Below are 14,407 nucleotides of genomic sequence, written 5' to 3' on the forward strand. Positions count from 1 at the left end.
GTCCCGAATCGGGAAGTTGTCCCTTCCGGGGCTTCGATCGCCGAGCGGACTTCCAGGTGCGCATCGTCACGTCCCCCTGCGACAACCAACAGCGGCGTGGGTGACGTCCCGGCCACGACGAGGTGGACCCGGACGGCGGTTTCAGACCTGAGTGTCCGCCGCCGCCCTTCCGGAACGCCCGCCGCGCGGTGGCGGTTCGGAACGTGCAGGGGTAATCCTCACCAGATCGAATCCGTCCGAATGGGACGAAGACATCAGCCGACGAACCGGGACCCTTGGTCGCGGAGATCCTCCGGCCTACCGGGCAGGCAGACGAGATCACCGAAGATGTTCACCCCGTTGTGGATGAGGAAGCTCTCCACCGGAATGTTCGCCACCGGTCGCGCTTCCTCCGGCGCCAATTTGCGACGAACTGTAAGTTCTGGATATTTCAACCAATTTTCGAGCAATTCGTCCGGTTCGACCAGATGCTCGGCGCAGAATTCCAGCAAGGCCGCCAGGCATCTGCGCCGCTCGGCATCGTCCATCCCGACCTTGCGCTCCAACGCTTCCTGCCACCTCGGAACGGATTTCGGCATTGCCGGACCTCCACATCGTGGGACACGGACCGTAGTTGGACAGATCCCTGTTGTGACAACAAACCACGCGCCGGTACATTCTTGTCACGTTGTGTGAATGATCGGGGAGCAGCAACGATGGATACGAGGAAGTCCTCGCAGCGGCATCCGCGCTACTCCGACTCATCCGCGGAGAGCAGCGGTGAGCATCGGCAGTTGCTCCACGACATGGGCAACGAACTCGGCGTGGCGCTCGGCACAGCCGAGCTGCTGGCCCAGAGCGAACAGCTTCCGGCCTCCGCGAGACAAGGTCTCCGCACGATCGCAGAGGCGATCTCACGCGCCGGAGCACTGCGGAGTTCGATCACGCTCCGCAACACCAACCTCCTGGATGCGGCCAATCTGCTGACCTGCCAATCGGCCGTGCTCGAACTGATCGCCAGGAAAGCACCACTCTCCGCGACACTGGCCAGGCTCGCCAGCGGAATGGAACAGCACCTGCCCGGCACCCATTGCTCGATACTCCTGCTCGATTCGGACAGCAGCCGGCTCTACCACGGGGCGGCGCCGACTCTGCCCGCCAGCTACATCTCCGAGATCGACGGCATGTCCATCGGCCCCGTGGCCGGGTCGTGCGGAACCGCCGCTTTCGCGGGCAAACCGGTCATCGTCAGCGACATCCTCGAAGACCAGCGATGGGATGCCTTCCGGGACCTCGGGGTGCGCCACGGCTTGCGGGCATGCTGGTCGTCCCCGGTGGTCAGTCCACGGAGTTCGGACGTCCTCGGCACTTTCGCGGTGTACCACAACACTCCGCACCGCCCGAGCGTCGAGGAGCTAGTGGTCGTCGAGCGGTTCACCCATCTGGCCGCGGTCGCGATCGAGCACCACCGCTTGTTCGGTGCGCTGCACGAAAGCGAGGAGCGGTTCCGCAGCGCTTTCACCGACGCGGCCATCGGCATGGCGTTGGGAGACCGGGACGGGCGGCTGGTCCACGTCAACGCCGCGTTGTGCACCGACACCGGGTACGACGTGGACGAACTCCACGGCACCTACGTGTCCGACCTGATCAGCGGGGAAGGCTCCGCGGAAGTGCGCGCCGCGGTGCGAAAGCTGGTCGCCGGCACGTCGACCAGCTACCTCAAGGTGCACGAGTACCGGCACGCCGACGGCACGCTGCATTCCGCGATCGTGGTGATCTCCCCGGTCAAGGACTCCGAGGGCCGCACCCGGTTCGTGTGCCTCCAACTCCGCGACATCACCGACCGGTTGCGCATCGAACGCGAGACCCGAGCCCGCGAGGCGGCCGAACGCGCCAACCTCGTCAAGAGCGAGTTCGTCTCCCAACTGAGCCACGAGCTGCGCACCCCGATCACCGCAGTGCTCGGCTTCGCCGAGCTGCTCACCCAGGGCGGGTTGCCCACGGACGGCGCCGCGGACTGCGCGCGGCACATCATGGACGCTGCGGAGCACCTGGAGCGGCTGATCGACGACACGCTGTGCATGACGCACGCCGATGCCGGCCGGCTGCCCATCCGGTCCGAGCCGATCGACCTGGCGGAGGTCGTCGGCGACAGCCTGGCGCTCATACGCTCCGTGGCCGAACGCAATGCCGTCGCGCTGCGAGTGCTGGCCACCAGCCGCGAGTCCGTCGTCGTCGGCGATCGTCAGCGCTTGCGCCAGGTGCTGCTGAACCTGCTGACCAACGCGATCAAGTACAACCGGCCGGGCGGCCTGGTGACGGTGCGGACCGAACCGGCTGGGGAGTTCACCCGGCTCGTCGTCGAGGACACCGGGCGCGGCATCGCACCGGCCGACCTCCCTCGCATCTTCGCCCCGTTCCAGCGCCCAGGTGTGCAGCCCGGGGACCCGCCCGGCCACGGCCTCGGCCTGGCTGTCGCCAAGAAGCTCGTCACCGCGATGGGCGGCCGCATGACCGCCGACAGCGAACCGGGCGTCGGCTCCAGGTTCTGGGTCGAACTTCCGCGGCACGATGAGGCAGGCGAAGTGGTGCGCACGCCGTGGGTCCCGCCGCAGCGCTGCGGCGAGAATCCCGTGGTGTTGTACCTGCACAGCGACCTGCACAGCATCGAGGCCGTCGCGGAAGCTCAACGGGCGCGCCCGCGCATCCGGCTGCGGTGCGTGTACCAGTTCTACGGCGAGGTCGAGGAGTTGATCCGCTTCGAACGCCCCGACCTGGTGGTGATCGACCTTGACGACACCGACAGGTCGCGCAGCCTCCTGAGCCTCGTCCGCCGGCATCCGCTGACCATGGAGAGGCCGGTGGTGTGCCTCACCGACACGTCTGCGGCGGCGCCGCCCGACGACGTCGGGGCACCGTACTTCCTCCGCATCCCGGTCGACCTTTCCGAGCTGTTGGAGATCTTCGACCGGAAGCTGCCGATTCCAGGGGAAGCGAACGCGACCTGATGAAGCGCGTGCTCGTGATCGAGGACGATCACCGGATGCGCGACCTTCTGGTCCGCCAGCTCGCCGCGCTGCGCTGCGTCGCCTTCGCCGTGGGCGCTCCGTCGAGCGCCCAGCAGGCCGTCGACGCGCACCGGCCCGACGTCGTCATCGTCGACATCGGACTGCCCGAAATGGACGGATTCGCCCTGGCTGACATGCTGCGCCACAACGGGATTCCGATGATCGCCAGCACGGGAAGCGCGGATCCGGACCTCGACGGACGCGTCCGCGAGGCCGGTTTCTCCGGACTGCTGCGCAAACCGTTCAGGTTGCAGGACCTCGCTCGCGAACTCCGCTGCCCCTTGCCCGGGAACTGACCTGAGACGCCCGACCAGTCCGACGAGAACTGGTCCACGACGCACACCGATCGATTGGAAGGAGCCGCACCACACATGTTCCCCACACGCGCGTCCGGCCACGCCGTGCTGGTCGTTGATGACGACGAGCGCATCCGGCGGCTGGCCGCCCAAGCCCTTCGCGAAGGCGGGTTCGACGTGAGCGAAGCCGGGGACGGCAGAGCGGCTTTCGAGCACGTCCGGCGGAATCGGACGGACTTGGTGGTGCTCGACATTGGCCTGCCCGGTGTCGACGGCCTGGATCTGTTGCACCAGTTCCGCGGCGAGGGGGACATCCCGATCATCCTGCTCACCGCGCGGCGCGGGGAGACCGACCGGGTACTGGGCCTGGAGCTGGGCGCCGACGACTACGTGACCAAGCCGTTCTCCTCCCGCGAACTCGTCGCCAGGGTGCGGACCGTGCTCCGTAGGAGCGGCCGCGACCAGCGCGGCGGATCGCGGCAGGAGTTCGACGGCCTCGTCATCGACGGAGGCACGCGCGAGGTCATCGTGAACGGCGCGGTCGTGGAGCTCACGGCGAAGGAATTCGACCTGCTGGGGCACCTCGCATCCGCTCCCCGGCAGGTCTTCTCCCGACGGCAACTGCTGCAGGCGGTGTGGCACGCCGCGCCGGACTGGCAGGCCGAGTCCACGGTCACCGAGCACATCCACCGGTTGCGGCACAAGATCGAGGACGACGCCTCCCGCCCCCGCCGGATCCGGACCGTTCGCGGGGTCGGGTACCGCTTCGAACCGTAGGGGCCGGCTCTGGGCCGGCTGCGGATCATCCCGGTCCGCAGCCGGTCCAGAGCTGTTTCGCGAGCCGCTTCAGGCGCCCACGGCGAGTCCGGCGGGGATCCGCTGGTACAGCGTCGTGCGCTGCACCAGGTCACGTCCCAGCGGCGCGAGCAGCGCCGTGAAATCGGCTTCGCCCATCATCTGCCCGTGCGCGGCACCCGCGGCGCGGCTGATGTTCTCGTCCATCAGGGTGCCACCGAGGTCGTTGACACCCGCCTGCAGCAGTTGGCGGAGCGCCGGAGCACCCAGCTTCACCCAAGAAGCCTGAACGTTGTCGATCAACCCGTGGTAGAAGATCCGGGCCACGGCGTGCACCAGGACCACTTCCCGCCAGGTCGGCCCGCGCCTGGCCGCACGGCGCAGGTACATGGGTGCCGCCATGTGGACGAACGGGAGCCCGACGAACTCGGTGAACCCGCCGGTCCGGCGCTGGAGGTCCCGAGTCGCGACGAAGTGCCTCGCCCACGAGATCGGCTGCTCGATCGCGCCGAACATCATGGTGATGTTGGACCGCAGGCCCACCTCGTGCGCCGTCTCGTGGCATTCCAGCCACTGGTCGGTGGAGATCTTGTCCGGGCAGAGCAGCCGGCGGACCGGCTCGTCGAGGATCTCGGCCGCAGTTCCCGGCAGCGAGCGCAATCCCGCGTCCGCCAGCCTGCGCAGGTAGTCGCGCAGCGGCTCGTCCAGTCGGCGAGCGCCTTCGAAGACCTCCAGGGCGGTGAACCCGTGCACGTGGATGTCCGGCACCGCTTCCTTCACCGCGCGGGCGACGTCGATGTAGTAGTCGCCGTCGAACCGAGGGTGGATACCGCCCTGCAGGCAGACCTCGGTGGCTCCGGCCTGCCACGCTTCCCGGGTGCGTTCGGCGATGTCGTCCAGGCCGAGCAGGTACGGCTTCCCGCGCAGGTTCAGCGACGACTGGCCCTTGGCGAATCCGCAGAAGCGGCAGCGGAACGTGCACACGTTGGTGTAGTTGATGTTCCGGTTGCGCACGTAGGTCACGTGGTCCCCGACCACTTCGGCGCGGAGGTGGTCGGCGTACTCCGCGACCGCGGCGACATCCGGTCCGCGGGCGGTGAGCAGGGTGACGAGCTCGCCGATCCCCAGCTCGTGCCCCTCGGCGTGACCATCGAGGACCTCCCGCACTGCCGCGGACGGGATGGCACCCGATGGCCCCGGGACCAGCACCGGCGGATCGACGGTGCCGCCGCTGACCCAGGTGCCCGAACGGCGCCCGATGAGCACGACCTCGGCTCCGTCGCCGACGTTCTTGGCGGCGGCCACCCGCTCCGGGAACATCGGCCCGGGGTCGTCCCGGCCCAGCCCGGCGGCGTCGGACCGGTCCAGCACCGGGAAGTGCAGGTCTTCGTGCAACCAGCGCTCCGGGGCCGCCGCGAACTCGGGGTAGACGGGCAGGCGGGGCACCAGGCGGTGGCCACGTTCCTCGGTCACGCTCGTCAGCCGATCGAGGTGCGGCCACGGGCGCTCCGGGTTGACGTGGTCGGAGGTGATCGGCGATACGCCGCCCCAGTCGTCGATGCCGCAGTCGAGCAGCGCTCCCGGGTCGTCGCTGAGGTTCGGCGGTGCCTGCAGGTGCACGTCGTCCGGCAGCAGGACGCGCGCCAGCGCGATCGCGCGCTGGTGCCGCTCGGGGGAGCACGGCGGCGCATCGCGCATGGCGGTGTCGGCCTTCGGCAGGAAGTTCTGCACGATCACTTCCTGGATGTGGCCGTACTCCTGGTGGATCTCGGCGATCGTCTGCAACGCCGCGATCCAGTCGTCGTCGCGTTCCCCGATGCCGACGAGGATGCCCGTGGTGAACGGGATTCCGAGTTCTCCGGCCGCGCGCAACGTCGCGATCCGACGCGCCGGGACCTTGTCGGGGGCCCCGCGATGCGCGGGCAGGTCCTCGACCAGGGACTCCAACATCATGCCCTGGCTCGCGGACACCGGCCGCAGCGCGGCCATCTCCGGACCGGTCAGGGCACCGGCGTTGACATGTGGCAGCACACCCGTCTCGGCGAGGACCGTCGCGCACATCGCGACCAGGTAGTCCACAGTGGATCCGTAGCCGTGCTCGGTCAGCCACTGCTGCGCTCCCGGGTACCGGAGCTCCGGCCGCTCCCCCAGGGTGAACAGCGCCTCGTGGCATCCCACCTCAGCACCCTGGACCGCGATCCGCAGGACCTCCTCCCGGGTGAGGTAGGGGGCGCTCAGGCTCCGCGGCCCCGTTGCGAAAGTGCAGTAACCGCAGCGGTCCCGGCACAGCTTCGTCAGGGGGATGAAGACCTTCGGCGAGTAGGTCACCGTGGTTCCGCGGGTGCGATCCCGCCGCTCCCGCGCCATCGCTTGCAACTCCGCCAGCGGCAGCCGCAGCAGGTCACGCGCCGTTCCTTCCATTCCATACTCCTTCGCGATTGCGCGGTTCGGTTCTGCGGCGATTTCGCGCGAAATCGCCAACCACCCCATGCCGCACGGGCTCTTCGTCGAGGACCTGGTTCGGGCGAGCCGTAGGTTGCTACGTCCCCGCCAGAGCCCCAGCGCCGGCCGAGACCTCCAGCACCTGCCTGGCGAGCGAGACGCCGTCCTGCGGCGTGTTCACCAGGGTCGGCATCGTGGCGGTTCGAATGCCCATCGCGGCGATCTCCACGGTTTCCCCGGCGTCCGCCTCGTCGACGACGAAGAGGTCGCAGATGTCCCGGTACATCGACGCGACACCGGCCGCGCTGTGGCGCAGATCGCGCTGGGCCAGCAGCGCCGCTCGGCTGCGCGCCCGGCCGGCCTCACCCGGGTCCGTGATCGGGACACCGGACACCACCGGGGTCACCGCGATGACCTGGGCCGCGGTCGTGCGCAGCGCATCGCGCACACCGGGCAGGGCGAGCACCGGGCCGACGCTGGCCACCGGGTTGCTCGGTCCCAGGATCACCAGCCTGGAGCGCTCGATGGCTTCCAGCACGCCGGCGGCCGGGCGCGCATCGGCGATCCCGCGGTAGTTCGCGGCCTCGACCTCGTCCCGCGCGCCACGGCGCACCAGGAACTCCTGGTAGTGCATCGTTTCGCCGGTGGCCACCCGGACGAACGTGCTGACCTCGGCGTCCGTCATCGGCAGCACCCGGTGGCGGACGCCCATGCCGGCGGCCAGCCGGCTGGTGGCCTCCGAGAGCGTGCGACCGGACTTGAGCATCCCGGTGCGCAGCAGGTGGGTGGCCAGGTCTCGATCACCCAGCTGGAACCAGGTCTGCTCGCCCAGCCCGCCGAGTTCCGACATGCACCGGAAGGTCTCGTCCGCCACCCCCCACCCGCGTTCGGTGTCCTGGCGACCGGACAACGCGTACAGGACGGTGTCGAGATCCGGGCAGATGCGCAGGCCGTGCAACCACAGGTCGTCGGCGGTGTTGACGACGAAGGTCAGGGGTTCCTCGGCGATCTCGGCGATGCCGCACCACAGCCGGGCGGCCCCGATCCCGCCTCCGAGCAGCGTGATCAAATCAACCACTCCGGCATCTCCGGCGGCACGCGCCGCCCGTTGGCGATGAAGAACGCGCGGATGACGTTGCCCTTGGCGACCTGCTGGCCCCTGGGCACGTCGAGCTGCTCGGAGAACTCCTTGATCTTCGTGGCGTAGAAGCCGCGCTTGCGGTACTTCCGGGTCTGCGTGTTGAAGATCTCGGCGACCATCTCGTCCGGGGTGCGCTCGACGAACTCCGCGAACTTGCGCAGCGTGTCGAGGCGGTCCGCGCGCTCGTCCTCGGTCAGGTCGGAGTCGAGTTGGTCGGCGTAGCGGCGAACGGTTTCGAAGTCGGTGAACAGATCCTGTGACATTGACTCTCCCGAAGTGGAACTGCGGCGGTGGGTGGCGGCGATGTCGGCAGCGCGACATCGCCGCCGACGCGTCACTCCGGCAGGCCGAAAAGCCCTGCCAGAGCACGGATCTCCGCCTTGCGCCACGGCTGCGGGGCAGCCGCCTGGATCTCGCCCGCCTCGATCAGCTCCTGCACGACCTCCGGGTCGCGCTCGAAGCTCTCGCCCCACTTGCCGCGGAAGTACAGCTGCTCGAAGTCCGGGCGCGGCCGCTGACCGCCCGCCTCGGCGTCCTCTGCCGGGTAGCCCAGCAGCTGGATCTGTGCCGGGGTGGCGTGCTCCGGCATGCCCAGCAGCTCGCGGATGCGGTCGCGCTTGCCGGTCAACAAGCCCGTGCCCAGCCCTTCGTCGACAGCTGCGAGCAGGGTGGACCCGATGGCCAGGCCCATCTCGATCGCGCTCAGCCATTCGGCGAAACGCATGTCACCGGCCATCACGTTGAAGTCCGGCGTCTTCATCGGGACTTCGTCGACGAACTGCTCGCTCCAGCCGTAGCTGGAGGTCAGGGCGCCGACTTCGATCAACTTGAGCAGTTCGGGACGCATGCTCTCCCAGCCGCTCATGTCGATGGTCCAGTAGATGTGCACCGGGGCCTGCGCCGCGGCCGGCTGGTTGTACAGCGCCTCGCAGAGCCCGTCCCAGATCTCCTTGGGCGTCTCGTCCCGGACCACGACGACGGCCTTGCGGATCAGCTGGGCGTTGCCGTGGTTGGACTGCAGGCGGGCCGCTTCCAGCACCTTCTGGATCTTCGCCGATTCCACCGGGCGCCACGGCTGGTAGTAGCGGATCGACCGCCGGGTGCCGACGACCTTCTTGAACTCCATGGTTCTCCCTTCACCTTCCCGGCGAATTGCCGGAAGACTCTTCGTCGTTGCGCAGCAGGTGCTTCTGGATCTTTCCCACCGAGGTGCGCGGCAGACGGTCGACGAACTGCATGAACTCGGGGACCTTGAACTTCGCGAGCCGCTGCGCGCACCAGTGCCGCAGGTCCTCGGCGGATGCCTCGGCATCGGTGTGCAGGGCCACGAACGCCTTGACCGCTTCGTCCCGCATCGCGTCGGGCACGGCCACGACCGCGGATTCGAAGACCGCGGGGTGCTCGTTGAGCACGCGTTCGACCTCGGCGGACGCCACGTTCTCCCCGGACCGCTTGATGACGTCCTTGGCCCGGTCCACGAAGTGCAGGTAGCCGTCCGGGTCCGCGCGCACGGTGTCCCCGGTGTGCAACCACCCGTCGCGCAACGCTTTCGCGGTCGACTCCGGGTCGTCGAGGTAGCCGGTCATGAGCGTCCGGCCCGGCTCGCCGCCGACCAGCAGTTCGCCCGCCTCGCCGGTTTCGACGTCCTTCCCCCAGTCGTCGACGATCCGCAGCACGGCTCCCGGGACCGGGCGGCCGATGCTGTGCGGTCGGCGATCTCCGTGCAGCGGCCCCATGGTGGGCGGGGTGACGGTCTCGGTCATCCCGTACAGCTGCACCATGGGAACGCCGAAACGCCCCTCGAACTCCAGCAGTTCCGCTTCGGAGACGTTCTGGGCGAACATCCCGACCCGCAGCCGGTGCCTGCGGTCGTGCTCCGAAGGTTCAGCCGCCAAGATCATGCGCATGGGGGCCGCGAACAGGCTCGTGACCGTGGCTTCGAGCGCCGCGGCCTGCGCCGACCACCGCCGAGCGCTGAACCGGGGCACCAGGCCGATCGACGTGCCGGTGACCAGCGCAGACATCGTCGAGTAGTACTGGGCGTTGCCGTGGAACAGCGGCAGCACCACCAGCTGGCGGTCGTCCGGCCGGAGCCGCAACTGACCCGCGACCGTCTCGCCGGCCGCGACGTAGGCGGCGTGCGAGACGAGCACCCCTTTGGGACGGCTAGTGGTTCCGGAGGTGTAGAGCACGCCGGCGATCCGGTCCGAAGCCGTGTCGATGCCGTCGACCGCCGAGTGCGGTGCGCTGGCACGGACACATGCGTCGAAGTCGTCCGCACCTCCGGAACCGACCACGAAAACAGGTGTTCCGGCCTCGGCCTCCACCACCACTCGGTGCAGATCCCGCTCGGTGATGACCGCTCGGCAGTTCGCGTGCCGCAGCACGAAGCCGAGTTCGTCCGGGCTCGCCAGCGGATTCGTCGGCACCAGGACCGCGCCCGCCAGCGCCGCGCCGAACCAGCTCTCGTAGAACTCGGGTTGGTTCGTGAGGTGCACGTTGACGCGGTCGCCGGGGCGGATCCCGGCGTCGCGGAGCAGACCGGCGACCTGCCGGGCCCGCAGGAAGAATTCGCCGTAGCTGGTCGTGCGCACCTGCCCCGGCTCCTGTTCGAAGGCGAGGAAGGGGCGGCGGGGCGCGTAGGTGGCGTGCCAGGCCAGCAAGCCGTGCAGGGTCCGCCCGCCACCGGCGGTCAGCGTTCTTGTGAGCACGGCAACAGCGTTGCCCGGCGAGATCAGAGCATTCTCAAGGAATTATCAACATTTCATTGCCCGGACGGTTCGACCTCCGCCGGTGCATACCGTGATCGACGGCAACGTCACTGACCGGACGCCGCGTCCGGTTCGAATGTCAGGGAGGCGGCACGATGTCCCATCCCGCAGTGGACACCACCGGATCGACCACTTGTTCAGGTCGGGCGACCATTCCCACGCCGCACGGCGATTTCCAGGCGGTGGCCTACCGCGCCGCGGACGGTGTCGAGCACGTCGCGCTGGTCCGCGGCGAGGTGCGCGGTTCCGAACCCGTGCTGGCCCGCATCCACAGCGAATGCCTGACCGGTGATCTGTTCGACTCCCTGCGCTGCGACTGCGGTCCGCAACTGCGGACCGCGCTGGCCGCCATCGCGAGGGCGGGCCGGGGTGTCGTGGTGTACCTCCGCGGGCAGGAGGGGCGCGGGATCGGCATCGGTTGGAAGCTCCAGGCCTACGAGCTCCAGCAGTCGCTGGGGCTGGACACCGTCGATGCCAACACGCGCCTCGGGCTTCCGGTCGACACCCGGGACTACGGGGTCGCCGCGGAGATCCTCGCCGAACTGGGCGTGCAACGCGTTCGGCTGCTGACCAACAACCCGGACAAGCAGCACGCCCTCCAGCAGCACCGCATCCCGGTAGTCGAGCGGGTGCCCCTGCAAACGCAACCCACCCAGCACAACATCGACTACCTCACCGCGAAGCGGGACCGCCTCGGGCACCTCCTCGACCTGCCCATCACACTCGCGCGCTGACGGCGGGCACCTGACCCGAGCGCAAGGCGTCTCGCAGTGGCCGGCAGTCACCGGCGCGGGCCTCACGGCCACGGGCGACGGGCGAGCGGGCAGTCGCAGCAAATTCCCAGATTGCCTGTCAGCGGACAGTGTCGATCAGCGGAAGGAGTCGAAATGTTGCCTGATGGTGCGAAGATCGGGCGGTGGCAGCCGGTCAGCTGTGGTCGGCACGCCTTCGATCGGGCCGCACGAAACGCCGAACCCGGGTTGGTCGCCAAGGCGTTGTGCGGCGTCGATGTCAGTACTGACGAGTTGCAGCGGATCGCGCCGGAGATCGCCTGGGTACGCGAGGACACCTGCATGGCGTGTTGGCAGGTCCTCGCCTCCCGCCAGTAGCCGAACCGTTCATCGGAGGCCGGCGAACAGCCAGAAGTTCTACCCAACTACCCGACTAGGAACTCCGATGATGAAGGAGAACGCCGAGGTGCCTGCCCCGCACGCCGCTGAGAACGACCCGCTGGGCCAAGCCGACATGGTCGTCGGTGTGCTGGGCGGCACCGGCGACCAGGGGCGCGGCCTGGCCCGCCGGCTCGGCCTGGCCGGGCGCGAAGTCCTGATCGGCTCCCGATCGGCCGATCGGGCGCGTTCGATCGCACGAGACCTCCCCATCGCGACCGGCATGGACAACGCGGAGTGCGCGGCGCGCGCGGACCTGGTCGTCGTGGCGGTTCCGTGGGACAGCCACGAGGCGATCCTGTCCAAAGTGGCCGATGAGCTGACCGGGAAGATCATCGTCGACTGCGTTGTCCCGATGGGATTCGACAAAGGCGGTGCCCACGCGCTGGAGGTGCCGGAGGGCAGCGCCTGCCTGCAAGCCCAGCGGATCTGCCCCGAGAGCCGCGTGGTCGGCGCCTTCCACCACGTTTCCGCAGCGCTGCTGCTGGATCCTTCGGTGCCAAGCGTGGAAACCGACGTGATGGTGGTCGGTGACGACCGGGCCGCCACCGATGCGGTCATCGAACTGGCGGACACCATCCCGGGCATGCGCGGGATCTACGCGGGCAGGCTGCGCAACTCCCGCCAGGTGGAGGCGCTCACCGCCAACCTGATCTCGATCAACCGCCGGTACCGGGCGCATGCGGGCGTCCGGGTGACCGATGTCCCGGGGGCTTCAGCCCGCTGATCACCTCTCGATCGCTGTCGAGGTGGCCGGGCCGTGCCCGGTCATCGGCTTGGACCGGTCCCGGGAATCCTGGCCCGGGCCGTTCGAACGGAACGGAGCGGCCATGGAAGTGAAGCGTCACGTCGACGAACAGAGGAACTCTTCGCAGGTCCGAGTGCTCGTCGCGGACCGCCTTCCGGTGGTGCGGTACGGCGTGAGCCTGCTGCTGGGGGGCGGCCGAGCGTTCAAGCTGGTGGGCACCGCGGGGACGGGGGGCGAAACGATCGAAGCGGGCACCCGCACGCATCCGGACGTCGTGCTGCTCGACCTGCGTTTCAGCGATCTGCTGGCGCCCGAGATCATCACCGAGCTGCGGCGCAGGGACCCGCACGTCCGCACCGTCGTCTTCACTGCCTCCCCGGAGCACGCCATCGCGAAAGCCGCGGTGAACGCCGGGGCGTGCGAGGTGCTGTCGAAAGACGCGGGTCGCGGCGAGATCATGCACACCCTGCTGGCGGTCGCTCGCGGGGATCGGCTACCCAACTCGCCAGGTCGCCGGAAGGTTCGCGGACCGATCACCACGCGGGAGTACGACGTGCTGCGCAGGGCCGCGCTGGGCCAGAGCACCACCGAGATCGCCGCGGCGATGTACCTCTCGCCGAACACGGTCAAGGGGTACATGCAGAACACGCTGCGGAAACTGGACGCCCGCAACCGGATCGAAGCCATCGCCAAAGCCCGCGTCCTGGGCCTGCTGTAGGGCTTGGGCAGAGGTTGGAGGCCGCAGCTGCGGGTGGTTTCGAAGGTGCAGGTGGCATCGTCGGCAGCCGATGGATCCCAAAACCCGAGATCGAGTTGATCATTGCTGGAGATCTTTGATCAGCACATCGGAAGATTGGGGCCTCGGGCAACGGGTTCCGCTTTTGCGCGACCTTACGCGAGCCCCAGCTGGCATAAGCGTGCTGGGCGGGACCAGCTGCGGGCTGCACCGTCAAGGTCGCTCGCTCTTCTCGTCGGTATTCAAGGAGAAGGTCGTGAAGTTGCGCGGCCACTCCTGCCCGCCGCCATGGGCGGCGGCCGAGAAGCTCGAGGGGCGTGATGGGCTCGAAGAGCATCGGGAAAACCTGCTCGGCGAGCAGGGGCGTGGCCTGGATGTCGCCTACTCCACCAGTGTTCTCGTGGGCCGCTTGAACCTCGCAGCAGTCGCCCTGGGAATTCACCGTGCTGTCGTCGACGACACCGTGACCTTCACGAAATCCCAACGACGGTACGGCAAGCCGCTGGCCAATCTAGGGGTGATCAAGGGCAAGCTAGGCAGAATGCAAAGCACCCTCATCAGTGCGGCGTTCGCCACCTATAACGCCGCGTCTCTCCTAGACCGCGGAATCCAATGCGACATTGAACTGATCAACGCCAAGCTCGTCAACTCCCGCACCGTCCTGGATTCCGCCCGGGTCGCGATGGAAGCACACGGCGCATACGGCCTGCTCGCTCACAACTGGATCGAGCGTTACCTACGCGACGCCTACCACACCGTCGCTCCCGTCGGCACCGATGACGTGCAGCGACTACGGCTGTCGAATTCTCGTTGGGAACCGAGAAAACGCAGTGGTCGCAACAACTGTCGCACATTCTCGCGACACCCCGTGACGGAAACCCGACAATCGACCCCCTGCAAGAAGCAGCACCCGAAGAATGGTGATCAGAAACCGCAAATGGCCAGCACACCCGGCAACAGGATTCCCACGAACAGCCCGGGCAGTGAGTCGGGCGCGTTCGGGATGCCATGCTCTTCGATTCCGGTACCGGTGGTGGTTCCTGGAGGACGAGTTCGCCCTCCGGCATCTTCGGTCCCACGCGGCGCGCGGCCCGGTTGAACAACGTCGTGGTCAACGTGATCGCCCTTCTGGTGAATCGTTCCCCTACGGATTCGCCGCGCGCCCGTGCAACGGGTTCGCGAGCGGTTCGACGCGGCTACTTTTCGCCGTGTCGCGGTTGCGGCCAGCCAGAGAGGAACCGGACACCGAAATGAAAGGCACT

General features: G+C 68.3%; 14 protein-coding genes. 8 read left to right on the forward strand and 6 right to left on the reverse strand.

Annotation, left to right across the window (positions count from 1 at the left end; translation table 11 throughout):
- Positions 1–254: 254 nt before the first annotated feature.
- Complete coding sequence (locus tag AB0I53_RS25215; RefSeq protein ID WP_358607576.1) at positions 255–545, reverse strand: hypothetical protein; 291 nt, start codon at positions 543–545, stop codon at positions 255–257.
- 150 nt (positions 546–695) lie between these two features.
- On the opposite strand from AB0I53_RS25215, the gene AB0I53_RS25220 reads away from it, so the two are divergent.
- From AB0I53_RS25220 to AB0I53_RS25230, 3 genes are all read left to right on the forward strand, one after another.
- Positions 696–2,987, forward strand: coding sequence for an ATP-binding protein (locus AB0I53_RS25220; protein WP_358607579.1), 2,292 nt, complete (start codon positions 696–698; stop codon positions 2,985–2,987).
- Positions 2,987–3,343 (forward strand): response regulator, encoded by a 357-nt coding sequence (locus AB0I53_RS25225; RefSeq protein WP_358607582.1) that lies wholly within the window; start codon positions 2,987–2,989, stop codon positions 3,341–3,343. The genes AB0I53_RS25220 and AB0I53_RS25225 overlap by 1 nt, the downstream gene beginning before the upstream one ends.
- A 75-nt stretch (positions 3,344–3,418) precedes the next feature.
- Positions 3,419–4,120, forward strand: coding sequence for a response regulator transcription factor (locus AB0I53_RS25230; protein ID WP_358607585.1), 702 nt, complete (start codon positions 3,419–3,421; stop codon positions 4,118–4,120).
- Between the two features lie 69 nt (positions 4,121–4,189).
- Here AB0I53_RS25230 and cofH read toward each other — a convergent pair whose 3' ends face one another.
- The 5 genes from cofH to AB0I53_RS25255 form a co-directional block, all read right to left on the reverse strand.
- Positions 4,190–6,559 carry a 5-amino-6-(D-ribitylamino)uracil--L-tyrosine 4-hydroxyphenyl transferase CofH gene (gene cofH, locus AB0I53_RS25235; protein WP_358607588.1) on the reverse strand — a complete coding sequence of 790 codons (2,370 nt, stop codon included), beginning with the start codon at positions 6,557–6,559 and terminating at the stop codon, positions 4,190–4,192.
- Between the two features lie 118 nt (positions 6,560–6,677).
- Positions 6,678–7,658 (reverse strand): 2-phospho-L-lactate transferase, encoded by a 981-nt coding sequence (gene cofD / locus AB0I53_RS25240; RefSeq protein ID WP_358607591.1) that lies wholly within the window; start codon positions 7,656–7,658, stop codon positions 6,678–6,680.
- The gene (locus AB0I53_RS25245; RefSeq protein WP_235883898.1) at positions 7,646–7,984 is read right to left on the reverse strand and encodes a hypothetical protein; all 339 of its coding nucleotides are present in this window, start codon (positions 7,982–7,984) and stop codon (positions 7,646–7,648) included. Before AB0I53_RS25245 ends, cofD begins: the two co-directional genes overlap by 13 nt.
- Before the next feature lie 71 nt (positions 7,985–8,055).
- Positions 8,056–8,847, reverse strand: coding sequence for a nitroreductase family protein (locus AB0I53_RS25250; RefSeq protein ID WP_358607595.1), 792 nt, complete (start codon positions 8,845–8,847; stop codon positions 8,056–8,058).
- Positions 8,848–8,857: 10 nt separating this feature from the next.
- The gene (locus AB0I53_RS25255) at positions 8,858–10,432 is read right to left on the reverse strand and encodes an AMP-binding protein (RefSeq protein ID WP_358607598.1); all 1,575 of its coding nucleotides are present in this window, start codon (positions 10,430–10,432) and stop codon (positions 8,858–8,860) included.
- A gap of 155 nt (positions 10,433–10,587) precedes the next feature.
- Here AB0I53_RS25255 and ribA point away from each other — a divergent pair, with 155 nt between their 5' ends.
- From ribA to AB0I53_RS25280, 5 genes are all read left to right on the forward strand, one after another.
- Entirely contained in the window at positions 10,588–11,226 is a 639-nt protein-coding gene (gene ribA / locus AB0I53_RS25260; RefSeq protein WP_358607601.1) for a GTP cyclohydrolase II, read from the forward strand.
- 153 nt (positions 11,227–11,379) lie between these two features.
- Complete coding sequence (locus AB0I53_RS25265) at positions 11,380–11,601, forward strand: zinc finger protein (protein WP_358607604.1); 222 nt, start codon at positions 11,380–11,382, stop codon at positions 11,599–11,601.
- A gap of 67 nt (positions 11,602–11,668) precedes the next feature.
- The gene (gene npdG, locus AB0I53_RS25270; protein ID WP_358607606.1) at positions 11,669–12,388 is read left to right on the forward strand and encodes an NADPH-dependent F420 reductase; all 720 of its coding nucleotides are present in this window, start codon (positions 11,669–11,671) and stop codon (positions 12,386–12,388) included.
- A gap of 103 nt (positions 12,389–12,491) precedes the next feature.
- Positions 12,492–13,127, forward strand: a complete 636-nt coding sequence (locus AB0I53_RS25275; protein WP_358607609.1) for a response regulator transcription factor — start codon at positions 12,492–12,494, stop codon at positions 13,125–13,127.
- A 274-nt stretch (positions 13,128–13,401) separates the two neighbouring features.
- Positions 13,402–14,244 (forward strand): acyl-CoA dehydrogenase family protein, encoded by an 843-nt coding sequence (locus AB0I53_RS25280; protein ID WP_358607612.1) that lies wholly within the window; start codon positions 13,402–13,404, stop codon positions 14,242–14,244.
- Positions 14,245–14,407: the final 163 nt, after the last annotated feature.

This window comes from Saccharopolyspora sp. NPDC050389 (genome assembly GCF_040655595.1).
Classification (GTDB): domain Bacteria; phylum Actinomycetota; class Actinomycetes; order Mycobacteriales; family Pseudonocardiaceae; genus Saccharopolyspora.